This is a genomic window from Micromonospora sp. NPDC005299 (assembly GCF_042872345.1).
Classification (GTDB): Bacteria; Actinomycetota; Actinomycetes; order Mycobacteriales; family Micromonosporaceae; genus Micromonospora.
Window position 1 is genome coordinate 671,133 of record NZ_JBIAKG010000003.1, and the last position, 20,528, is coordinate 691,660.

General features: G+C 72.2%; 17 protein-coding genes, 3 tRNA genes and 1 pseudogene. 12 read left to right on the forward strand and 9 right to left on the reverse strand.

Annotation, left to right across the window (positions count from 1 at the left end; translation table 11 throughout):
* Positions 1–3 precede the first annotated feature (3 nt).
* Positions 4–612, forward strand: a complete 609-nt coding sequence (locus ACFYPD_RS12640) for a hypothetical protein (protein ID WP_387112109.1) — start codon at positions 4–6, stop codon at positions 610–612.
* Positions 613–676: 64 nt separating this feature from the next.
* On the opposite strand, the gene ACFYPD_RS12645 is transcribed toward ACFYPD_RS12640, so the two are convergent.
* Positions 677–2,275 carry a ricin-type beta-trefoil lectin domain protein gene (locus tag ACFYPD_RS12645; protein WP_387112111.1) on the reverse strand — a complete coding sequence of 533 codons (1,599 nt, stop codon included), beginning with the start codon at positions 2,273–2,275 and terminating at the stop codon, positions 677–679.
* Between the two features lie 241 nt (positions 2,276–2,516).
* Between ACFYPD_RS12645 and ACFYPD_RS12650 the strand changes: the two genes are divergently transcribed.
* Complete coding sequence (locus ACFYPD_RS12650; RefSeq protein WP_387112114.1) at positions 2,517–3,224, forward strand: glycosyltransferase family 2 protein; 708 nt, start codon at positions 2,517–2,519, stop codon at positions 3,222–3,224.
* A gap of 70 nt (positions 3,225–3,294) precedes the next feature.
* On the opposite strand, the gene ACFYPD_RS12655 is transcribed toward ACFYPD_RS12650, so the two are convergent.
* Both ACFYPD_RS12655 and ACFYPD_RS12660 read right to left on the reverse strand, forming a co-directional pair.
* Entirely contained in the window at positions 3,295–4,188 is an 894-nt protein-coding gene (locus tag ACFYPD_RS12655; RefSeq protein ID WP_387112399.1) for a transketolase family protein, read from the reverse strand.
* Positions 4,189–4,190: 2 nt separating this feature from the next.
* Entirely contained in the window at positions 4,191–4,886 is a 696-nt protein-coding gene (locus ACFYPD_RS12660; protein ID WP_387112401.1) for a transketolase, read from the reverse strand.
* A gap of 49 nt (positions 4,887–4,935) precedes the next feature.
* Between ACFYPD_RS12660 and soxR the strand changes: the two genes are divergently transcribed.
* The gene (gene soxR, locus ACFYPD_RS12665; protein WP_387112117.1) at positions 4,936–5,391 is read left to right on the forward strand and encodes a redox-sensitive transcriptional activator SoxR; all 456 of its coding nucleotides are present in this window, start codon (positions 4,936–4,938) and stop codon (positions 5,389–5,391) included.
* A gap of 4 nt (positions 5,392–5,395) precedes the next feature.
* Here soxR and ACFYPD_RS12670 read toward each other — a convergent pair whose 3' ends face one another.
* Together ACFYPD_RS12670 and ACFYPD_RS12675 are read right to left on the reverse strand one after the other, a co-directional pair.
* Positions 5,396–6,370, reverse strand: coding sequence for an NAD(P)H-quinone oxidoreductase (locus ACFYPD_RS12670; protein ID WP_387112120.1), 975 nt, complete (start codon positions 6,368–6,370; stop codon positions 5,396–5,398).
* Between the two features lie 9 nt (positions 6,371–6,379).
* Positions 6,380–6,919 carry an AAA family ATPase gene (locus ACFYPD_RS12675; RefSeq protein WP_387112122.1) on the reverse strand — a complete coding sequence of 180 codons (540 nt, stop codon included), beginning with the start codon at positions 6,917–6,919 and terminating at the stop codon, positions 6,380–6,382.
* 97 nt (positions 6,920–7,016) lie between these two features.
* Here ACFYPD_RS12675 and ACFYPD_RS12680 point away from each other — a divergent pair.
* Both ACFYPD_RS12680 and ACFYPD_RS12685 read left to right on the forward strand, forming a co-directional pair.
* Positions 7,017–7,105, forward strand: a tRNA-Ser gene (locus ACFYPD_RS12680).
* 215 nt (positions 7,106–7,320) lie between these two features.
* Positions 7,321–7,854: a YbhB/YbcL family Raf kinase inhibitor-like protein gene (locus ACFYPD_RS12685; RefSeq protein WP_387112125.1), complete on the forward strand. Its 534-nt coding sequence runs from the start codon at positions 7,321–7,323 to the stop codon at positions 7,852–7,854.
* 39 nt (positions 7,855–7,893) lie between these two features.
* Here ACFYPD_RS12685 and ACFYPD_RS12690 read toward each other — a convergent pair whose 3' ends face one another.
* Entirely contained in the window at positions 7,894–8,604 is a 711-nt protein-coding gene (locus tag ACFYPD_RS12690) for a class I SAM-dependent methyltransferase (RefSeq protein WP_387112128.1), read from the reverse strand.
* Between the two features lie 210 nt (positions 8,605–8,814).
* Between ACFYPD_RS12690 and ACFYPD_RS12695 the strand changes: the two genes are divergently transcribed.
* On the forward strand, positions 8,815–10,629 hold the full coding sequence (locus ACFYPD_RS12695; RefSeq protein ID WP_387112131.1) for a hypothetical protein: 1,815 nt from the start codon (positions 8,815–8,817) through the stop codon (positions 10,627–10,629).
* Between the two features lie 22 nt (positions 10,630–10,651).
* Here ACFYPD_RS12695 and ACFYPD_RS12700 read toward each other — a convergent pair whose 3' ends face one another.
* Positions 10,652–11,434 (reverse strand): hypothetical protein, encoded by a 783-nt coding sequence (locus ACFYPD_RS12700; protein WP_387112403.1) that lies wholly within the window; start codon positions 11,432–11,434, stop codon positions 10,652–10,654.
* A 321-nt stretch (positions 11,435–11,755) separates the two neighbouring features.
* On the opposite strand from ACFYPD_RS12700, the gene ACFYPD_RS12705 reads away from it, so the two are divergent.
* Complete coding sequence (locus ACFYPD_RS12705) at positions 11,756–13,285, forward strand: peptide deformylase (protein ID WP_387112134.1); 1,530 nt, start codon at positions 11,756–11,758, stop codon at positions 13,283–13,285.
* Positions 13,286–13,405: 120 nt separating this feature from the next.
* On the opposite strand, the gene ACFYPD_RS12710 is transcribed toward ACFYPD_RS12705, so the two are convergent.
* Positions 13,406–14,527 carry a globin domain-containing protein gene (locus tag ACFYPD_RS12710; protein WP_387112136.1) on the reverse strand — a complete coding sequence of 374 codons (1,122 nt, stop codon included), beginning with the start codon at positions 14,525–14,527 and terminating at the stop codon, positions 13,406–13,408.
* 144 nt (positions 14,528–14,671) lie between these two features.
* Between ACFYPD_RS12710 and ACFYPD_RS12715 the strand changes: the two genes are divergently transcribed.
* A complete protein-coding gene (locus ACFYPD_RS12715; RefSeq protein WP_387112139.1) occupies positions 14,672–15,445 on the forward strand; it encodes a CPBP family intramembrane glutamic endopeptidase in 774 nt (257 codons plus the stop codon).
* Here ACFYPD_RS12715 and ACFYPD_RS12720 read toward each other — a convergent pair.
* Positions 15,406–16,923, reverse strand: a complete 1,518-nt coding sequence (locus ACFYPD_RS12720) for a hypothetical protein (RefSeq protein WP_387112140.1) — start codon at positions 16,921–16,923, stop codon at positions 15,406–15,408. The genes ACFYPD_RS12715 and ACFYPD_RS12720 overlap by 40 nt on opposite strands.
* Before the next feature lie 133 nt (positions 16,924–17,056).
* Between ACFYPD_RS12720 and ACFYPD_RS12725 the strand changes: the two genes are divergently transcribed.
* The 4 genes and pseudogenes from ACFYPD_RS12725 to ACFYPD_RS12740 all read left to right on the forward strand — a co-directional run bounded on the left by ACFYPD_RS12725 (position 17,057) and on the right by ACFYPD_RS12740 (position 20,443).
* Positions 17,057–17,147: transfer RNA gene (locus ACFYPD_RS12725), tRNA-Ser, on the forward strand.
* Positions 17,148–17,182: 35 nt separating this feature from the next.
* Positions 17,183–17,255 (forward strand) — tRNA-Arg (locus ACFYPD_RS12730).
* A gap of 379 nt (positions 17,256–17,634) precedes the next feature.
* On the forward strand, positions 17,635–18,705 hold the full coding sequence (locus ACFYPD_RS12735; protein ID WP_387112143.1) for an integrase core domain-containing protein: 1,071 nt from the start codon (positions 17,635–17,637) through the stop codon (positions 18,703–18,705).
* Between the two features lie 519 nt (positions 18,706–19,224).
* Positions 19,225–20,443: pseudogene (locus ACFYPD_RS12740) on the forward strand (IS701 family transposase).
* The last annotated feature ends 85 nt before the right edge of the window (positions 20,444–20,528 follow it).

Here is a 20,528-nt window from a genome sequence, read left to right on the forward strand (position 1 = left end):
CTGATGGCACGTCAGGGAATCGTCACCGGCGTCACGGCGCTGCTCGCCGCGGCCGCGCTCGGGCTCGCCGGATGCGGCCCGGCCCAGGTCGCCCGGGACTCGGCCAAGGAGACCGCCGTCGAGGTGGCCGCCGCCCTGGGCGCGGACGGCCAGGCGCTGGCCGCCCTCGGCGTCGACGCCGCCGACCTGGACGTCGACCCGGTCGCCGCCCCGGCGCCCTCGGCCTCCGGCGCGCCCGGTGAGCAGGCCGGTCCGCAGGACAAGCGGGGCGAGCGGGCGCAGGAGTGGCGCAAGCGGCACCGCGCCCGGGTGCTGCTGCGCAGGAACACCCTGCACGGTGAGGTCGTGGTGCAGACCAAGGACAACGGGACGAAGACCGTCGCCGTGCAGCGCGGCCAGGTGACCGCGATCGACGCGAAGTCGATGACCGTGAAGTCGACCGACGGCTTCTCGGTGACCTGGACCTTCGACGAGAAGCTCCGGGTGGTCGAGCGGCGCACCACCGTGCAGTCCAGCGACATCAAGGTCGGCACGACGGTCGGCGTGGCCGGCGCGAAGAACGGCGACACGTCCGTCGCCCGCCTCATCGTCGTCCCCGCCAAGCAGCGCTGACTGGAGGGGCCCCCTGTTGACGCCTGGCGTTGTACCGGGGGCCCCTCTCCACGACGAGGAACCGTCAGTACACGCGTGAGCCGATGAAGTCGTCGTGGCCGTAGCCGACCGGGTTCGCGTACGAGCGGGACTCGAAGGACCACTGCTGGCGGGTGCTCGTCGAGCAGGTCGCCAGGCGCAGCCGCGGGGTGGTGAGCCAGGGGTTGTCGAAGGCGACGCAGAGGTTGGTCGCGCCGGCCGGCTTGAGCTGGTTGCCGGCGAAGACGAACCTCTGGTTGGCCCCGCCGTGGCAGTCGTAGATGTTGACCGTGGTGCCGGCGGTCAGGCTGCCGCCGCTCACGTCCAGGCAGCGGTCGTGGGAGAGCTCGGAGTGCAGCGACTGCCGGGCCGGGTCGTACCAGAAGCCCTGGTTGCGGCCGCCGTGGCAGGCGTACGACTGCTGCACCGTGCCGTTGCGCGAGTCGTACCCCTTGCCGTCCACACAGGTCCCGGTGGCCGCGTTGCGCAGCTGCCGGAACTCCAGCAGCCCGTCGACCAGCACGCCCTGCCCGGTGCTGGCCGGGTCGACGCAGGTGGCCCGCTGGGCGCCCGCGTTCCAGAACTGGGTGACGCACTGGGCGAACATGCCGTGCCCGCGGTAGTTGGGGTGGAACGACTGCCGGGCCGCGTTCTCGTCCCAGATCCCGATCTCGATGTAGAGGCCGCGGGCCGAGGTGTTGTCGGTGCACACCTCGTGGCCGTGGAAGAGCCGGCTGGCGTCCAGGTAGCGGGTGCCGGTGTTGGTGGCGGCGGCCCGCAGCGCCGACTCGAACATCGGCACCGCCTTGTTGCGCGCGAACGCCATGTCCGCGAGGTAGAGCAGGCAGCCGCCGGAGTACCAGCCGGGGAAGTTCGGGTTGTCCTCCACGTCCGGGCTGCCCGGGCTGGGGTACGACATGAGCACCAGTTCGTAGTCCGAGCGCAGGTAGCCGGCGGCGGTCATGGTCTGCCGGATCGAGTTCAGCGCGGCCTCGACCGCGAGGCGGCTGCCGTCGGTGCGGATCGTCCACTGGTCGGTGTAGGTGGGCCAGCACGCGCCCTGGAAGAAGACCCGGCGGATCGCGCAGTCGGTGGCCACCGGCCCGAACTGGATGGTGCCGTCGCCGTTCGCGCCGACGACCACCCAGATCAGCCGGACGTGGGTGTTGCGCGCCTTGATCGCCAACTGGTCGCCCTGGTTCAGCTCGTTGTGCTGCGTCGGGCCGCCGGCGATCAGGTTCCACGGGGTTGCCCCGGAGCAGGCCAGGTTGTACTTCTGGTCGGCGGGGATGCCGGTGCGGAAGACCGCCTGGTCGTACGAGCGGTCGCACCAGTTGCCGTCCTGGTGGGTGCCGGGGACGTAGTTGCCGACGCCCTCCCCGGAGATCTCGCTGTCGCCCATCGTGACCAGGGCGGTGCGCCGCTGTTCGAGCGGCCGGATGTCGGGGGAGCCGTAGAGGGCGGTGGCTTCGGCGGCGCGGACGGTCTCCAGCGCGGCGGGGAGCGGCTGGACGGCGGGCCGGTCGGCGGCGGCCGCGGGGGCGGCCGGTCCGACCTGCATCGGCAGGGCGAGGACGGCGGCGGACAGGACGGCCAGCGTGCGGCGTCGGGTCGTCCGTGCGCGCCTGGCGGGGGTACCAGACATCGACGTACTCCTTTCGCCTCAATCGCGGGGTGTCGATTGAGTTACCAGAAGGTAACCGCCGCATAGCGAGATGTGAATGCGTCTCGGAAACGTTGCGGCCGGGTGCGGAAGGGCACTTCTCCGGCAGATCGGGCGGGCAGGTGCCGGGGTGTCCGCCCAGGCCGGGGGCAGGCTGTGGTGACCTCGGCGAGCAGCCGGGTTAGGCTAGGCCCCGACTTACCGTCGCCACCGTGGAGAACCCGTGAAGCTCTCGATCCTCATGCCGGTCTACAACGAGGAAGAACGCATCGCGGATGCCCTCAAGCAGGCATTGGCGGTGGACTACCCGTGCGAGATCGAACTCGTCGTCGTGGACGACGGCAGCCGTGACGGCACCGGCGAGGTGCTCGGCCGGGTGGACGACGCCCGGCTGCGGGTGATCACGCACCAGCGCAACGCCGGCAAGGGCGCGGCGATCAAGACGGCGGTCGACAACGCCGAGGGTGAGTTCATGGTCATCCTCGACGCCGACCTCGAGTACGACCCGCAGGACATCCCGCGGCTGCTCGAGCCGGTGCTCGACGGGCGGGCGACGGTGGTCTACGGCAACCGGACCTTCGGCAGCCACAGCTCCTACAGCTTCTGGTACGTGATGGGCAACAAGGGCGTGACGCTCGCCGCCAACGTGCTCTACAACTCGTACATCGGCGACCTGGAGACCTGCTTCAAGCTGATGCCGCTGGAGCTCTACCGCTCGCTCCAGGTCCGCTCGCGCGGCTTCGGCATGGAGGCCGAGGTCACCGGCAAGCTGCTCCGCCAGCGCATCCGCCCCTACGAGGTCCCGATCAGCTACCGCGCCCGGGGCCGCGAGGAGGGCAAGAAGATCACCTGGAAGGACGGCGTCGAGGCGATCTGGATCCTCGCCCGCGAGCGCGCCCGGCGCCGCCCGGTCGGCCCCGCCACCCGCTGACGCCCCACGCACGACACGGACCCCGCACCCCGGCCCAGGCCGGTGTCGCGGGGTCCCGTCGTTCCATCGGTCAGGCGGCGGCCCGGGCCGGGCTGAGAAACGCGTCGACCGAGCGGCGCAGGCCGGCCGGGTCCAGGCCGTGCCAGCGGTCGTGGTCCTCGGGCGTGCCGTAGCGGCGCAGCTCCGACCGCCCCACCCCGAGGGTGAGCAGCCGGTGCGGCCGGTCGGCCAGGGCCGCGCCCGCCACCCGGGCCGAGGTGCCCGCCAGGTACGGCTCGACCAGGATCACCTCGGTGCCGGCGAGCGCCCGCAACCCGGCCGTGTCGAACGGGCGCGGCCGGTGGGTCCAGGCCACCGTGACCGGCCGGTCGGCCACCGCCGCGAGGGCCGCGTCCAGCAGCGGCCCGACCGCCACCAGCAGCGGCGCGCCCGGCCCGGCGTCCCGCACCACCCGAAGGTCACCCGCCCCGGGGTACGCCTGCGCGTTGGTCTGCGTGGACAGCCGCAGGTACGCCGAGCCCTGCCCGCACACGGCGTCGCGCAACAGCCCCGGCACCTCGTCCGGGTGGCCGGGCACGTACACCGTCCAGTCGTGCAGGGTGTCGATCAGCGCCACGTCGGCCGGCCCGAGGTGGGTCCGCCCCGCCGCCGCCCGGTCGTACGACGCGCCGATGCTGACCAGCACCGCACCGACCCCCTGGTGGTCGAGATCCACCTTGATCTGCTCGTACGCCCGCTCGACGAGGAACGGCGCGTAGCTGTGGACGATCGGCCGCTGCCCGGTCAGCGCCAGCCCGCCGGCCACGCCCACCATCAACTGCTCCCGGATGCCGACGTTGATTACCCGGTCCGGGTAGCGTGCCGCGGCCGGGGCGAACGCGGCGGCCGAGATGTCGGCGAGCACGATCGTGGTGCGGGGATCGGCCAGGACCTCCTCGGCGGCGGTCACGAAGGTTTCGCGCATGGTCATGCCCACTCCCCGTCGGTGACGACCGCGACGACGACGTGCGGCCGATGGTGGTCGTGCCCGGTCAGGGCGGTGTGCAGGGCCGCGTGGTCCCGGCCGTCGACCGTCGCGGCGGTCCACCCGTTGACGGTGAACCGGCTGGCCGCGCCGCCCGGCCACCCGTGGCTCGCCGACCGGTTGTCCAGCACGATCGCGGTCAGATTGCCGAGGCCGGTGGCACCCGCGTACGCGATCGCCTCGTGGTTCGACCCCTCGTCCAGTTCGGCGTCGCCGAGCAGCACGTACACGTGTGGGCCGGTGCGGCCCTGGGCCCGCAGGCCGAGCGCGGTGCCCACGCCCAGTCCGAGGCCGTGGCCGAGCGACCCGGAGCCGATTTCCACTCCGGGCACCAGCAGCCGGTCCGGGTGGTCGCCGAGCCGGCTCTCCGGGCCGCCCTGGTCGTCCAGCCAGTCCACCGGGACGAAACCCTTGGCGGCGAGCAGCGCGTAGTAGCCGGCGACCGCGTGCCCCTTGGAGAGCAGGAAGCGGTCCCGGTCCGGGTCGTCCACGGTCGCCGGGGTGATCCGGAGCACCCGGTCGTAGAGCACCTGAAGCACGTCCAGCGTCGAGTACACGTTGGGGCCGAACTCGCGGCCGGCGCGTACCCGGTCGAGCAGCGCCCCCAGCACGGCCGGGTCGGTGGCGGTTGTCGTCATCATGCGGATAGCCTCGGAGTTGAAGCTCACTTCAACTCAAGGCTTAGTGATGCACGAAGCACTCACCATCGGACAGCTCTCCGCCCGCAGCGGGGTGGCCGCCTCCGCGCTGCGCTACTACGAGCGGCTCGGGCTGATCCGCGCCGAGCGGACCGGCGGCAACCAGCGCCGCTACGCCCGCACCGAGCTGCGCCGGGTGGCCTTCGTCCGGATCTCGCAGCAGGTCGGCGTCTCGCTGGAGGAGATCCGCGAGGCGCTGGACTCGCTGCCGTCGGCGCGGACGCCCACCCCGGACGACTGGGCCGCCCTCTCGAAGACCTGGCGGGACCGGCTGGACGAGAAGATCCGGTTGCTCGGCAAGCTCCGCGACGACCTGGACGGCTGCATCGGCTGCGGCTGCCTGTCGTTGCAGCGCTGCACCCTCTACAACCCCGGCGATTCGCTCGCCGCCGAGGGCCCCGGCGCCCGGCTGATGCTCCCCCGCGAGGGCTCCGGCGCCGCCTGACCGGTCACCGGACCAGCAGCACCTTGCCCAGGTGGTCGCTGGTCTCCACCAGCCGGTGCGCGTCCGCGGCGTCGGCCATCTTCGCCCGCGCGTGCACCACCGGCCGGATCTTCCCCGACTCGACCAGCGGCCACACCTGCTCGCGGACCCCGCGGACGATCTCCGCCTTCTCGGCCACCGGCCGGGACCGCAGCGCCGTCGCGTGCACCGAGGCGCGCTTCGCCAGCAGCATCCCCAGGTCCAGCTCGCCCTTGCGGCCGCCCTGCATGCCGATCACCACCAACCGCCCGCCGGTGGCCAGCGCCGCCACGTTCTTCGGCAGGTACGCGGCCCCCATGATGTCCAGGATCACGTCCGCGCCCCGGCCGTCGGTGACCCGGCGGATCTCCTCGACGAAGTCCTGCTCCGCGTAGTCGATGGTGTGCGCGGCGCCCAGCTCGCGCAGCCGCTCGTGCTTCGCCGCCCGGGCCGTCACCACCACCGTCGCGCCGAGCGCCACCCCGAGCTGGATGGCGAACGTGCCGATCCCGCTGCCGCCGCCGTGCACCAGCAGCGTCTCGCCCTCGGCCAGCCGGGCCAGCTGCACCACGTTCGAGAAGACCGTGCAGGCCACTTCGGGCAGCGCCGCCGCGTCGACCAGGTCCACCCCGGCCGGCACCGGCAGCAACTGGCCGGCCGGCACGGCGACCCGCTCGGCGTACCCGCCGCCGGCCAGCAGCGCGCACACCTCGTCGCCCACCGCCCAGCCGGTCACCTCCGGCCCGACCGCGGCCACCACCCCGGCACACTCCAACCCCGGGTACGCCGGCGCGCCCGGCGGCGGCGGATAGTGCCCCTGCCGTTGCAGCAGGTCGGCGCGGTTCACGGCGCTCGACCGCACCTCGACCACCACCTCGCCCGGGCCGGGCTCCGGGTCGGGCACCGCCGCCCAGACGAGAGCCTCGGGTCCGCCGGGTTTCGGGATCGTGATCGCGTGCATGCCCCAGTCTTACCCGATCCGGCCGGCCGTCCACGCCCCGGCCAGGATCTCGTCCACCGTCTCCTCCGGCGTCTGCGTCGAGGTGTCCAGCCAGAGCCCGATCCGCGGCGTGCCGGCCCGGAACTCGGCGTCCAGGTCGGCCACCGGCCAGCCGCCGTACCCCTGCTTGGGTCGGTCCCGCTCGCGGGCGGCGACCACGTCGGCGCGGGGCGCGAGCACCACCACGGCCAGCGGCCGGTGCCGGATCCGCTCGACCAGCGCCGGCAACTCCGGACCGAGGACCACATCCTGGAGCACGACGGTGAAGCCGGCGGCGGCGTAGCGGTCGGCGGCCGACGCGGCGAGGTCGTAGCGGAGCCGGAGCTGCCGCCACGCCTCGTCCGTGAGGTCGGCCGTCATCTCCGCCCGGCCGCTGACGATCATGCGGCGGAACACGTCACCGCGCAGGTGCACCGCGCGGGGCAGCCGCCGGGCCAGGAGCTCGGCCACAGTGGACTTACCGGCCGCCATGATTCCACTGATCAGCACCACCGCCGGGGTTTCCCACACGGGAGCATCCTGACAGTAGGGGTGGGACGGCGGCTCGCCGGTTCCACCGGCCGTGGCAGACTAGGCACGGCCGCGCGCCCCCTCGGGGACGCGGCAGGGAGGGTTCGCCTAGTGGCCGATGGCGCTGGTCTTGAAAACCGGTAAGGGCAGCGATGTCCTTCGTGGGTTCGAATCCCACACCCTCCGCCCCCGACCGCCAGGTCCGTCACCCCTCGGCGAGCCAGGTCACGCCGTCCGGCCCGGGCAATCGCTTCGCGGCCAGCATCGCGTCGAGCGCGGACGCCAGCGCCGGTTGCCGATCCCGTGGGGTCCGGACACCGGGCGCTTCCGGTTCGATTCGGGCCGCCGAGGGGGTATGAAGGGGCGCAGGACATTCGCGCGCACCCGGAAGGACCGTTTCGATGAGCCTGGAACGACCGATCGCCCCGGACCCGTACGAGTTGCTGCCGACGGTGCCGTCGTTTCACCTGACCAGTGACGACGTGCACAACGGCGAGCCGATGGACGCCCGGTACGCGCACGGCAGCGCCGGCGGTGAGAACGTCTCCCCGCACCTGGCCTGGTCGGGCTTCCCGGACGAGACCAAGAGCTTCGTGGTCACCTGCTTCGACCCGGACGCGCCGACCGGCAGCGGCTTCTGGCACTGGGTGCTGGTGGACGTGCCCGCCTCGGTCACCGAGCTGCCGACCGCCGTCGGGGAGAGCGACCTCGGGGGCGCGTTCAGCATCCGCAACGACTACGGCGACACCGGCTACGGCGGCGCCGCCCCGCCGGCCGGCGACCGGCCGCACCGGTACGTCTTCGCGGTGCACGCGGTGGACGTGGAGCGGCTCGACGTGGGCAAGGGGGCCAGCCCCGCCTACGTCGGCTTCAACCTGGCCTTCCACACGCTGGCCCGGGCGGTGATCCGCCCGACGTACCAGATCAAGGAGTGAGGAGACGGGGCCTCCGCGTTCGCGGAGGCCCCGTTCAGGTCAGTCCGGGACGCGGGCGACCGCGAAGACCGACTGGCCGAACGGCGGCCGGAGCCGCTGCTCGGCGGCCTTGGTGGCCGGGAGAACCAAAGTGTCGTAGACCTTCACCATCGGGCCCTCCTTCGGCATCAGCCGGAAGACCTTGGTGGCCATGAAGTAGCCGATCAGCCCGAGCGCGTTCGCATAGTGGATCTTCTCCACGGTGAGGCCCGCCTCGGTCATCGCCGCGGCCAGGGTCTTCTTCGTGTAGCGCCGGACGTGGCCGGTGGCGATGTCCGCCGGGCTCATCGCGAACTGGAACGCGGGCACGATGATGATCACCGCGCCGCCGGGCCGGACCAGGTCGCGCATGCTGCGCAGCGCGCCCACGTGGTCATCGATGTGCTCCAGCACGTTGTACGACACGGCCGCGCTGTAGTCGCCCCGCTCGGAGTGCGGCAGCAGCATCTGCCGGACCTCGATGTCCGGGTGCTCGGCCAGCCGTTCCTTGAGCTGGACCAGGCGGTCCGGGTCCGCCTCGGTGGCGGTGATCCGGGGCAGGTGCTCGGCCCACTCGAGGGCGTAGTCACCCAGCCCGCTGCCGATCTCGATGGGGTTGTCACCGAGGTAGGGCACGGCGAGCTCGACGAACCAGCGACGGTGGTTGACCGCCGTCGCGAGACCCTCGAGCACCTCCGACTGGACGCGCTGATCCCCAGTGATATCTGCCATGCGTCGATTCCTCACGATATGACTGACCCGCGCCTGGACCGACAGAGTCAACCATCCGGATGGACGGCGGGGGAATCGGGGCACCGGGGGTGGCCGAATTGCGGTCGGGGGTGGGCACGTGATCGGCGGTCGGCGAACCCGGCACATAGTACGCCAGTACCCAGAAACATGTCACGGCCCTGCCATACCCTGACTACGCTCTGAATTGTCATGACTACTCCTGAATCGGACGCCGCCCCGGGTGGTGCCGCCGAGGACGGGCCCGACGAGGGCGGACGACCGGGGCAGGGCAGGTGGGTCGACGTCCTCGCCGTGCTCAGTTTCGTGCTGCTCGCCTGCTGGATCACCGCCCGGCTCTGGCTGGACCCGGCCAACGGGGTCCGGGACAACCGCACCGATGAGGCGCAGTTCGAGTGGATGATGGCGCACGGTGCGCGGGTCGTGACCGATTTCGCCTATCCGTTCACCTCGGACCGGATGAATGTGCCGGACGGCGTCAATTTGATGGCTAATACGTCCGTATTATCCATTTCGCTGCCAATGGCGCCGGTCACGGTCCTGTTCGGGCCCCGCTGGTCGTTCCTGCTCTTTCTGACCCTCGGAATGGCCGCCACCGGCGTGGCCTGGTATTTCGTCCTGTCCCGGGTGCTGATCGGCGCCCGCGGCCCGGCCTGGCTGGGAGCCGGCTTCTGCGCGTTCGCGCCGGCCATGGTCTCGCACGCCAACGCCCACCCCAACATCGTCAGCCAGTTCGTGGTGCCGCTGCTCGTCTGGCGGACGCTGCGCCTGGCCGAGCCGGGCCGCTGGCTGCGCAACGGCCTGCTGCTCGGTGTGCTGATCGTCTGGCAGGCCTTCCTCAACCTGGAGATCCTGCTGATGACCGCGATCGGCCTGGGCGTCGTGGTGCTGGCGCTCGCCCTCGGCCGGCCCGAACTGCGTGCGGCGGCGGCCCGGCCCTTCGCCGCCGGGCTCGCGGTGGCCGCCGTGCTCTCGGGGGTGCTGCTGGCGTACCCGCTCTCGGTGCAGTTCTTCGGACCCGGCGCCTATCAGGGGCTCTCCACGCTGATCCGCGGCTACCGCACCGACCTGGCCTCCTACGTCGCCTGGTCGCGGGAGTCCCTGGCCGGCGACGCGCGCGGCAGCGTCTGGCTGGCCAAGAACGCCACCGAGGAGAACGCCTTCTTCGGCTGGCCGCTCGCCGTGCTGGCGGTCGCGCTGGTCTGGTGGCTGCGCCGCAACGTCGTGGTGCTCGGCCTCGCCGCCGTCGGCGCGGTCTTCGTGCTGTTCTCGCTCGGCCGCGAGATCCGCTTCGACGGGCGGGACACCGGCATCCCCGGCCCCTGGGCGGCGCTGGAGCACCTGCCGATCCTGCACTCGGTGGTGCCCACCCGGTGGTCGCTGGCGCTCACCCCGATCGTCGGCATCCTGCTCGCGCTCGGCGCCGAGCACGTCCGGCGGCTGGCCCGGCGGCACCCGGCTGCCCGGAGGCAGATCCGGTTCGCCACCGCCACGGTGCTCACCATGGCGCTGCTGCCACTCCTGCCCACCCCGCTGCCCTCGATACGCCTCGACCCCACCCCGACCTTCGTCACCTCCGGCGCCTGGCGGCCCTACGTGGCCGGCGGGCGCAGCATCGTCACGCTCCCGCTGCCCGACACCACGTACGCCGTCCCGCTGCGCTGGTCCGCCGAGACCCGGCTGGACATGCCGCTGGCCCGCGGCTACTTCCTCTATCCGGACACCCGGCCCGGCGCCGGCCGGGTCGCCCTCTTCACCGCCCCGCCCCGCCCCACCAGCACCTTCTTCACCATCATCCGGCAGACCGACGCGGTGCCGCCCATCACGCCGCAGGACCGGGTGGCTGCCGTGGACGACCTGCGGTACTGGCGGGCGGGCGCGGTGGTGCTCGACCCGCGGTTGCGGCAGGCCGGGTCCATGTACCGGGGGATGACCGAGCTGACCGGGATCACGCCGACCTTCACCGGCGGGGTCTGGCTCTGGGACGTGCGTCCCCTGGTCGACTGAGCGCCCGGCGGGGGCGGGCGGGTCAGGACTGGCGGACGCAGCAGCCCTGGCAGATCTTCGGCCGGGGCAGGGTGAAGGCCAGGCAGCAGGTGCGCCGCTGCACGGTCGGCTCGCCCGCCGAGCCCGGCACCAGCTCGACCAGGTCGCTCAGGTCTAGCGCGTCGAGCAGCGTGCCGATGGTCGCGGTGGAGGAGCCGGGCAGCGCGTCCGAGGCGCGCAGGATGCCGTGCGCGATGCCGGAGGCGACCGAGCCGAGCAGCGTACGGGTGCCGATCCGGACCTCGCCCTGGATGGCCGCGATCAGCGGGGCGAAGTGCGCGTCGAGCAGCGTGGCGCGCAGCGCGTCGAGCAGCGCGACCTCGTCGGCGACCACCCGGACGCCCCGGTCGCCGGCCAGCGCCAGCGGGTCGCCGGGAAGCACCGCGACCGTGGTCGAGCTGCGCAGGCCGAGAGTGAGCAGTTGGTGGTGGTCCTCGAAGTGGACCAGCACGTCGGCCGGGTCGAGCAGCGGAACCCGCCGGGCCGAGGCCCAGCCGAGCACGGCCGGCAGCGCCGTCCAGTAGCTGTAGGACTTCCAGGCCAGCGCGGCGCAGGCGTGCGGGGTGCCGCCCCAGCGCCGGCCCGCCGCCCGCAGGAACTCGGGGAGCAGGGTGCCGTCGACCAGCCGGGTGGCCGGGATCCAGCGGGGCGCGCCATCGGTGACCAGCAGGCCGGGCGCGAGGCCGGGCAGGTCGTCGGTGCCGAACATGGCGCGCAGGGTCGCCGTGACCGGGGCGAACGGGGTGGCGACGTCCCACCCCGGCATCACCGCAGTCACCTGGTCGTCCCCTGTCTGGTCGCCCCGCCGGCCGCCGCCTGTCGCCGGCCTGAGCTAAGGCTAGCCTAACCACCGCTTCCCGTGGAGGGAAGTGGTCCGGTGGGCTCCGGGAAGAGGTCCCGCTCACTCCGTCGCCGCTCGCGTACTACCCGGCGAGATGGGCGGAAAACGCCGCCGAGCGGGTCGGCGGGCCGCGCAAGCATCGACGGACACCGCTGAATTGTCAAGGTAAATGTCGAATACGAGGCAGTTTCCGTACACGTTCGGCCACTGAACGTGAAAATGGTCTTCCCGCGTACGAGGAAGCCGATGACGACCTCACCCATCGAGCGTGCCGCCGACTCGTTCGCGGCCGAACTCGCCCGGCACCGCACCGGCCGAGGGCTGTCCAAGAAGCAGTTGGCGACGCTGATGGGCTTCGACCCGTCGTACGTCAGTCACGTCGAGGGGCGCCGGCACCGGCCCACCGAGGACTTCGCCCGCCGCGCCGAGGCCGTCCTGGAGGCCAGCGGCGCGATCTGGCAGCGCTTCCGGGAGTACGACGAGCTGCGGCACGGCCGCTCCGGCGGGGCGCACCGGGACCCGCCCGTGCCCGGCCAGTGGCTGCCGCCCGGCACCGGGCTGGTGGTCGAGCGCGAAATCGCCACCCTCACCTACACCGACGACGGCTACCACTGCGCGATCCGGCGCGAGCTGTACAACGCCGGCACCGAACCGGTCACCCGCTACCTGGTCCGGGTCGCCGTCGACCGCTACCCCAACGACCCGGGCCGCTCCAACCGGCACCACCGGGAGCACCCGCTCACCTTCGCCGAGCTGCACCTCACGGCCTACCGGGACGACGGGGGCGCGCGGGAGCCGATGCACTGGCGGGCCAAGCACGACCGGGACGCGTTCAAGGAGATCTGGCTGCTCTTCGAGAACGACGAGGGGCGCTTCCCGCTCTACCCCGGCGACCGGGTCACCATCGAGTACGCGTACCGGGTCGGGCGGGACAAGTGGGGCCCGTGGTTCCAACGCGCCGTACGCCTGCCCACCCGGCACCTCGCCGTCCGCCTCGACCTCCCCGCCGACCTCGACCCCAAGGTGTGGGGCGCCGAGACCTCCCTCTCCGCCGAGGAGGGGCCGCTGCGTACCCCGATCCAGCGCGGCGACGACGGCGGCCGGGCCATCTTCGAGTGGGCGACCGACGACCCGCCGCTGAACGCCCGCTACCGGATGCAGTGGCGGTTCCGCAGCCAGCCCCCCGACGTCGAGCCCGACGGCCCGGCCCCCGGCACCCGGGTGCGGGCCAGCGACCGGATGCGCGCGGTCGGCATCGTGCAGCGCGGCGACGACCTGCTCCGGCAGCCCGCCCGCCAGTTCGACCTGCCGCGCGAGGAACAGCTCGCCCGGGACGTGATCGACCGGCTCTCCGGCCTGCTGGTCCGCCTCGACGAGCTGCACCCCTTCAGCAAGGGCGTCGGCATCGCCGCGCCGCAGCTCGGGCTCGGCTGGGCCGCCGCCCTGGTCCGCCCCGCCGACCGGGCGGCCGAACCCGTCGTGCTGCTCAACCCCTGGGTCGTGGACAGCTCCCCCGACACCGACGAGCAGTACGAGGGGTGCCTCTCCTTCTTCGACCACCGAGGGCTGGTGCCCCGGCCGCTGCGGATCGACGTCGAGCACGCCCAGTGGGACGGCAGCCGGGTCATCACATCCTTCGAGTACGCGATGGCGCGGCTGGTCGCCCACGAGATCGACCACCTGGAGGGCCGCCTCTACGCCGACCGGATGGCCCCCGGCGTGCCGCTGGTGCCGGTCGAGGAATACCGCGAGAGCGGCAACCCCTGGCGCTACTGACCCGCAGGAACTCCGGTACGCGGGCCGGGTGCCGGCCCGACCCGCGTACCGGTGAACGGGGGGCCGGGTGGCGTGCCCTAGGGGGCAGGGGCACGCGACCCGGCTCGGGGGGAGCAAGGTCTACAGGTTGCCGAAGGTGTCGTAGCGGATGTTGTCCGGCGGCACGTCGTCGGCGGCCAGCGCGCGCAGGGTCGCCCGGACCATCGCCGCCGAGCCGGAGACGTAGCAGTCGTGCGTGGTCCACGGGCCGTACCGGGTGACCACCTCGGAGATGTCGCCGAGTTCGCCGTCGAAGTCCGGGTCCTCGCTGCACGCCGCGGTCACCGACAGCCACGGATGGGCGGCCACCAGCTTCTCCAGGCCGGGCAGCCCGTACAGCCCCGCCGGCCGGCGGCCCCCGTAGAAGACGTGCACCCAGCGCGTGCGGTTGACCCGGGTCAGCTCCTCCACCAGCGCCTTGATCGGGGCCAGCCCGACCCCGCCCGCCACGCAGAGGATGTCCCGGGTGGAGGCCCGGTCCAGGGTCATCGAGCCCATCGGCGCGGCCACCCGCAGCAGGTCCCCCGGCTTGGTCCGGCGGACCAGCGCCCCGGAGACCCAGCCCGCCGCCCCGGCCGGCGTCCGCACGTGGAACTCCAGCACGTTCTCCTCGTTCGGGGCGTTCGCCACCGAGTACGTCCGCCACACCCGCGGGTGGTAGCGGGGCGCCTCGATGCTCACGTACTGGCCGGCCTGCCAGGTCATCGGATGCTGGAGGGCGCGCACGGTCAGCACCGCGGTGTCCGGGCCGTGCCGCTCGTGCGTGAGCACCTCGGCGTGCCAGAACGGCGGGTTGTCGTCGGCCGCCGCGCCGGCCAGCATCCGCTCGCTGATGCTGGCGTACGCCTCCCGCCACGCCTGGTCGTACTCCAGGTTCCAGCCGTCGCCGGCGGTGCTGCGCAGCGCGTCCAGCAGCGCGACGCCCATGGTCTCGTAGTGGCTCGCCTCGACATGGAACTTCCGGTGGTCCCGGCCCAGCGCGCGCAGGTACTCGTCGAAGCTCTCCGGGTCGTCCACCGTCTGGGTGGCGGTGACGATCGCCTCCAGGATCCGGTCGCCCTGGCCGTTCATCTGCACTGGGAAGAGCATGCGCAGCGCCGGGTCGAGGAGGAACAGCCGGGCGTAGAAGTGACCGCTGAGCCGCTCCCGGTCCTCCTCGACCAGGGTCCAGCTCTCCTTCAGCAACCGCGCGAAGTTCTCCACAGGGGCACGCTCCTTCTCCTGGCGGGCGGATCGGCCCCCATAGAATCTCCACGGAGCGTGCCGGCCGGTCGCACAGAATGTGCGATCGGCTCACCTGGCCGCCGGGGCGTGCCGACCGCCCCCCGAGTGCGGCACAGTGGTCCGGTGACCGTTGACGAGCTCACCCGCCCGGTGTCCCGCCGGACCCTGGGCACCGAGACGCTGCTCGTGCTCGGCCTCTCCCTCGGCCAGTCGGCCGTGTACGCCCTGGTCTCGCTGCTCGCCAAGCTGACCGCCACGGGCGGGCTGTCGAAGCAGACCGCCTCGCTGAACACCTCCGTGTCGGCCCGGCCGTACCTCGACCTGACATACCAGCTCCTCGGGATCCTCTTCGCGCTGCTGCCGGTGCTGCTCGCCGTACACCTGCTGGCGCGTGACCCCGGCGACCCGGCACGGACGCTCGGCGCCGACCTCACCCGGCCCGGGTCGGACCTGGCCCGGGGCGCCGGGCTGGCCGCGCTGATCGGCCTCCCCGGGCTGGCCCTGTTCTGGGTGGCCGCCCAGCTCGGGATCAACGCCACCCTCGTCCCGGCCGCCCTGCCGCCCCTCTGGTGGGCGGTGCCGGTGCTGATCCTGGCCGCCGTGCAGAACGCCGTGCTGGAGGAGGTGATCGTGGTCGGCTACCTGGTCACCCGGCTGCGGCAGCTCCAGTGGCGGCTCGGCGCGGTGCTCGCCGCGAGTGCCGTGCTGCGCGGGTCCTACCACCTCTACCAGGGCTTCGGCGCGTTCCTCGGCAACGCGGTGATGGGCGTGATCTTCGGCCTGTTCTACCTGCGTACCCGGCGGGTGGGGCCGCTGATTGTCGCGCACACCCTGCTCGACGTGGTCGCCTTCGTCGGCTACGCCCTTCTGCCGAAGTCCTGGTTCGGCTGGCTCTGACGGCGGCTCGGGCGGTAGAGGCTGGTCGCGCGGGCGGCCAGGCGCGCGGCGGCGGTCGCATCGCCGGTCGCCGCGGCCAGCGCCGCCGCGCCCGGGAGCAGCCGCGCCGCCAGCCGCAGGCCCAGCCAGCCGGCGGCCTGCGCGGCCAGCGGGGTGGCCAGCCGCCAGGCCGCCTCGGCCACCCGGGACACCGAACCCTCCACCGGAGCGCCGGCCGAGCGCACTCCGTCCAGCGCGGCGCGGGCCGTGCCGACGTCCGGGTGCACCTGGGTCAGCACCAGCAGCTCGGCCACCCGGTCCGGATGCGCCGGATCCCGGCCGTAGACGGCGGCCAGGTGCAGCACCAGGTTGGCCTGGGTCCACAGCACCGCCGTGAGCTCCGCCACCGGCGCGAACAGCCCGGCGCCCGCCGCGAGCGCGCCACCCGTACCGGCCAGCCGGACGAACCGGCGGGTCACCAGCCGGGCCAGCCCGTCGGCATCGGCGTCCGGGTAGGCGTCGCGGGTCCGCTCCACCCAGTCCGCGGCGCGCGGCCCGAGGGCGTCCACCGCGGCGAGGGCCAGCAGTTCCGGCGCGAAGCCCGGGTGATCGAGTATGCGAGCGGCGACCACCCGCCAGCCCTGCCCTTCCACCTGCCGGCTGACGTGCGCGGTCGGCGCGGGAACGACCTCTCCGGCGACGGCCGGTTGGTCGGCGAATCGGGTCGCGGTGGGCTCGGCCTTGGTTTGCGGATCCGGTCGGTCCACCTGCGCGGTGGCCGGTTCGGCCGGGATCGGCGCTGCCGGGGCCTGTGCGGCGACGGGCTCCGCCGGGACCTGTCCGGTGGCCGGCGCGGCGGTCGCCCGGCCAGTTGGTGTCCGCTTCGTCGCCGCGGTCTTCTTCGGCGGGGCGGCCTTGGTGCTCTTCCGCGCCCGCCCGGTCTGCGCCGGCGCGACGGTTTCCGCCACCGGCGCGGCCGGCTCGGCGGCCCCCGGCTCGGACGCGACTGTCCGGGCCGCCTCGGTCCCCGCGGGCTCCGTTGTTCCGAGCGCCGCCGGAGCCTCGGGCGCCGCGGCAGACTTCCGCGCCGCCGGGGTGGCCTTCTTCGGCGGGGTGGCCTTCTTCGCGGCCGGCGCACGGCGGTGCCGCTTCGGGGGCTCCTCGATCACCGGCTCATCGGCAGGAACCGTCGCCGGCGGCGGCGCGACGGCCGGCGTACCCGGATCGGCGGCGGCAACGACCTCGGCGGGCGGGCGCGGCTGTGGGGTCGCCGGCCCGCCGACGGCGGGCGGGGTGGCCTGCGCCGGGTCGGGTGGCTGGAACAAAACGGTCGGCGCGGCCTTGGCCTGCCGGGGCCGCGGTGGTGTGTCGCCCGCCTTCTCGGCCGGAGCGGGCTCAGGCGTGGGTGGCGGGGTGAAGGTCGGGCGGGGGGAGCGGCTCCGCCGGCCCTGGGCGGCGGGCTCGCGACGGGGCGGATCGCTTGGCGGCTGCTCCTGCATATCGATGGAGCGTAGACCCGGTCGTGACGTGGCACACGATGAAAACGCAGGGGGCGGGGCCTTCCCGGTAGTCGCTTTGCTCCCGGTGGGTGTGGGCCTGTATCCTCGGGCGCGGTGGTCTCCGGGCCACCAGGGAGACTTCGCCTAGTCTGGTCTATGGCGCCGCACTGCTAATGCGGTTGGGGTCTTAAAGCCCCTCCCGGGTTCGAATCCCGGAGTCTCCGCGCGAAAGCCGGTGTGTAGACTGGCCGAGCAGCAAGCGCCCGTAGCTCAATGGATAGAGCATCTGACTACGGATCAGAAGGTTAGGGGTTCGAGTCCCTTCGGGCGCACAAGATCAAGAGGCGTCTGACATGCCAAAAGGCGGTCTGGCGCCTCTTTTCGTTCCGTGCCGATGGACGCATTGGTGCTCGAATGGTGCTCGTACGACGAGGCTGTCCTACGTCCCGACCTGTCCGTCTCCGTCAGTGCAGCCACGGCCGGGTTCGATGAAGGACGCGATCGTGCGATGTGGGTAGGCGAGGGGGAGCCGGCCGCTCGCAGCGGAACGGCATCCCGGTGGGCGCCCCGAGCGTCGCCGTCCTGGTCGCCTACGGGCTCGCGCTGGGTTTAGCGCTTCGCGGCTTCAATGCGTCTCGGTGTTGCCGGCCTGTACCGTGCCAAAACTCGTCGCACAGGGTGTGAGCTGCTGTTTCGCGACAATGACGCAGGATGGCAGGCGTGTTGGTTCGGCTGCTGTACCTGAGTGCGGTGCGGATGTTCGGCTGGTTGCCGCTGGCCACGTGCAGCGAGTCCGCGCTGGTCGCAGAGTTGCTGGTGCTGCGCCACGAGGTGGCGGTGCTACGCCGTCAGGTCGGTCGGCCGCGCCTGTCGTGGCCGGAGCGGGCGGTGTTGTCCGCGCTGGTCCGGGCACTGCCGCGGGAACTCTGGAGGCATCGGATCGTTACCCCAGCCACCCTGCTGGCCTGGCACCGCCGGCTGGTCCGCCGGCACTGGACCTACCCGAACCGGCCCGGACGACCACCGATCAGCGACGACCTCCGTGACCTGATCCTGCGCCTGGCCAGGGAGAATCCCAGTTGGGGGCACCGGCGCATCCAAGGCGAACTCGTCGGGCTCGGCCATCGGGTCGGCGCTGGCACCATCCGTCGCATCCTCGCCAGCTCGAAGCGCGGTCCTGCCCCACGCGAGATCGACACCAATTGGAGGACGTTCCTGCGCGCGCAGGCGTCCGGCCTGCTGGCGACCGACTACTTCCACATCGACACCGTCACGCTGCGGCGGTTGTATGTGCTGTTCGTCATGGAGATCACGACCCGACGGGTGCACATCCTCGGCGTCACCGCCCACCCGACCGCCGCCTGGACTACCCAGCAGGCCCGCAACCTGGTGCTGGACCTCGGTGACCGTATGACACTGTTCCGGTTCCTGATCCGCGACCGCGACGCCAAGTTCACCGCGTCGTTCGACACGGTGTTCGCCGCCGAGGGCATCGACGTGGTGAAGACCCCGCCGCGCACGCCCCGGGCGAACGCGTTCGCGGAACGCTTCGTGCGCAGTGTCCGGGCCGAGTGCACCGACCGGGTATTGATCTACAACGAACAGCACGCCCGTACGGTGTTACGCGACTATGAGGACCACTTCGACCGGCACCGGCCGCACCAGAGCCTGGATCAGCATCCACCCGACTACGACCCCGGTATGGTCGTCGCGATCGACAAGCCGATCCGGCGGCGCCGCGTCCTGGGCGGCGTGATCAACGAGTATCACCGGGCAGCTTGAGCTACTCGCAAATTCGCAGCTCACAAGCCTCAAACAGAGTTTTGGCACCGTACAGGCTGAAAAGCGACAGGAAAATCGGCGGTGCGAGGACTGGTCCTCCAACCGGTCGCCGTTGATATAACTGGCCGGATACCGGGCCTGGTGCCCGGCTGCGAAAGCAGGCTGACGTGAGGCGGGTGAGTCGTGACGACGAATACCGATCTTCGCCGGAGCCGAGGGACACGTTAGACGCCCTTGAGGTGAACAGAACCGAGGACGCCGTCCAGCAGGTGTACAGGACAGCGTACGGCGCGACCGGTACGAGATCGTCACGGTTTGCTTGAGCCGTGTGCCGCGACGAGTGGCACGCACGGTTCTTAGTACTCCAACGTCACTTGGCTTCGGCGTTGGGCGTGGCGTGGGCATAGAGACGGCCACCGCGTTGATCATCGATGGTTTGTGAGGACAACCGAAGATCGTGCGGTGGCCGCGTGCCACAGCGTAGACCCCGCCAGATGGCGGGTCATCCTGGACGAGGCGATGACGCGTGTCGCGGACCGGTTCGTGCGGGCCGAGCCGCGGGCGACGGCCGGGCAGTTCGTGGAGGGGCTGCTGGCGGACGTGGAACGTAAGACCTGCTGGTCCCTCGCTGAACGGGCCGGTCACGCTGATCCGCAGGCGATGCAGCGGCTGCTTCGCACGGCGGGCGGTCCGCGATGACATGCGTGAGTGGCTGATCGAGCAGCTCGGTCACCCCGACGCGGTGCTGGCCTGCGACGAGACCGGGTTCTTGAAGAAGGGCGTGTGCTCGGTCGGGGTCCAGCGGCAGTACACCGGCACCGCCGGTCGGGTCGAGAACAGCCAGGTGGGGGTGTTCCTGGCCTATGTGGCACCTGCCGGGCGGGCGATGATCGACCGCCGGCTCTACCTACCCGAGACGACCTGGTGCGACCAGCCCGACCGGCTCACCGCCGCAGGCGTCCCCGACGACGTCGGGTTCGCCACGAAGCCGGCCCTGGCCCGGCAGATGATCGCCGACGCGCTGGACGTCGGTGTCCCGTTCGGGTGGGTGACTGGCGATGAGGTCTACGGCGCCGACCCCGGCCTACGCGGCGACCTCGAACAGCGCGGGATCGGCTACGTCCTGGCCGTTGGCTGCGACCGACGCGTGGCCGTCAACGACGGACGCACCCTCATCCGCGTCGACGACCTCGCCGACCGTATTCCCACCACCGAATGGCAGCAGCACAGTTGCGGGCCGGGCGCGAAAGGTCCCCGCGACTACCTGTGGGCGTGGATCACCACCGCCACCCGGCCCGGTGAGCACCGGTGGCTGCTGATCCGCCGCAACCGCACCACCGGCGAGTTGGCCTTCTACCTGTGCTGGTCACCCCACCCGGTGCCGTTGCACACCCTCGTCACCGTCGCCGGCTCCCGCTGGAGCATCGAGGAGCTGTTCCAGACCGGCAAAGGCCAGGTCGGCCTGGACCACTACCAGGTCCGCGGCTGGACCGGCTGGCACCGCCACGTCACCCTGGCCATGCTCGCCCTGGCCGTCCTGACCATCCTCGCCGCCCAACAGCCTGACCCTGGTCCCGAGATCATCGCCTTGACCGTCGCCGAGATCCGCCGACTCCTCAACGCCATCGTCCTCGCCACAACGCTGCCGCCAGCGCACACCCTGCACTGGTCGATCTGGCGACGAACATCCCAAGCCCGAGCCCGGCGATCCCACTACCAGCACAGACAGGCCAAGTGACGTTGGAGTATTAGGGGGGCGGGGCGCAGCAATGCGTCCCGCCTACCCGACTGCGTTCAATGCTCTTCTCAGATCCTGGGCGGTC

What these genes read in the sequence shown, in the direction of transcription:
- ACFYPD_RS12670 (WP_387112120.1), bottom strand. Translation starts at nt 6,370, where the DNA reads ATGCACGCGATCACGATCCCGAAACCCGGCGGACCCGAGGCTCTCGTC.
- ACFYPD_RS12705 (WP_387112134.1), top strand. Translation starts at nt 11,756, where the DNA reads ATGACGACCTCACCCATCGAGCGTGCCGCCGACTCGTTCGCGGCCGAA.
- ACFYPD_RS12640 (WP_387112109.1), top strand. Translation starts at nt 4, where the DNA reads ATGGCACGTCAGGGAATCGTCACCGGCGTCACGGCGCTGCTCGCCGCG.
- ACFYPD_RS12655 (WP_387112399.1), bottom strand. Translation starts at nt 4,188, where the DNA reads ATGCGCGAAACCTTCGTGACCGCCGCCGAGGAGGTCCTGGCCGATCCC.
- soxR (WP_387112117.1), top strand. Translation starts at nt 4,936, where the DNA reads ATGCACGAAGCACTCACCATCGGACAGCTCTCCGCCCGCAGCGGGGTG.
- ACFYPD_RS12700 (WP_387112403.1), bottom strand. Translation starts at nt 11,434, where the DNA reads ATGCCGGGGTGGGACGTCGCCACCCCGTTCGCCCCGGTCACGGCGACC.
- ACFYPD_RS12695 (WP_387112131.1), top strand. Translation starts at nt 8,815, where the DNA reads ATGACTACTCCTGAATCGGACGCCGCCCCGGGTGGTGCCGCCGAGGAC.
- ACFYPD_RS12720 (WP_387112140.1), bottom strand. Translation starts at nt 16,923, where the DNA reads ATGCAGGAGCAGCCGCCAAGCGATCCGCCCCGTCGCGAGCCCGCCGCC.
- ACFYPD_RS12660 (WP_387112401.1), bottom strand. Translation starts at nt 4,886, where the DNA reads ATGACGACAACCGCCACCGACCCGGCCGTGCTGGGGGCGCTGCTCGAC.
- ACFYPD_RS12645 (WP_387112111.1), bottom strand. Translation starts at nt 2,275, where the DNA reads ATGTCTGGTACCCCCGCCAGGCGCGCACGGACGACCCGACGCCGCACG.
- ACFYPD_RS12690 (WP_387112128.1), bottom strand. Translation starts at nt 8,604, where the DNA reads ATGGCAGATATCACTGGGGATCAGCGCGTCCAGTCGGAGGTGCTCGAG.
- ACFYPD_RS12685 (WP_387112125.1), top strand. Translation starts at nt 7,321, where the DNA reads ATGAGCCTGGAACGACCGATCGCCCCGGACCCGTACGAGTTGCTGCCG.
- ACFYPD_RS12735 (WP_387112143.1), top strand. Translation starts at nt 17,635, where the DNA reads ATGGCAGGCGTGTTGGTTCGGCTGCTGTACCTGAGTGCGGTGCGGATG.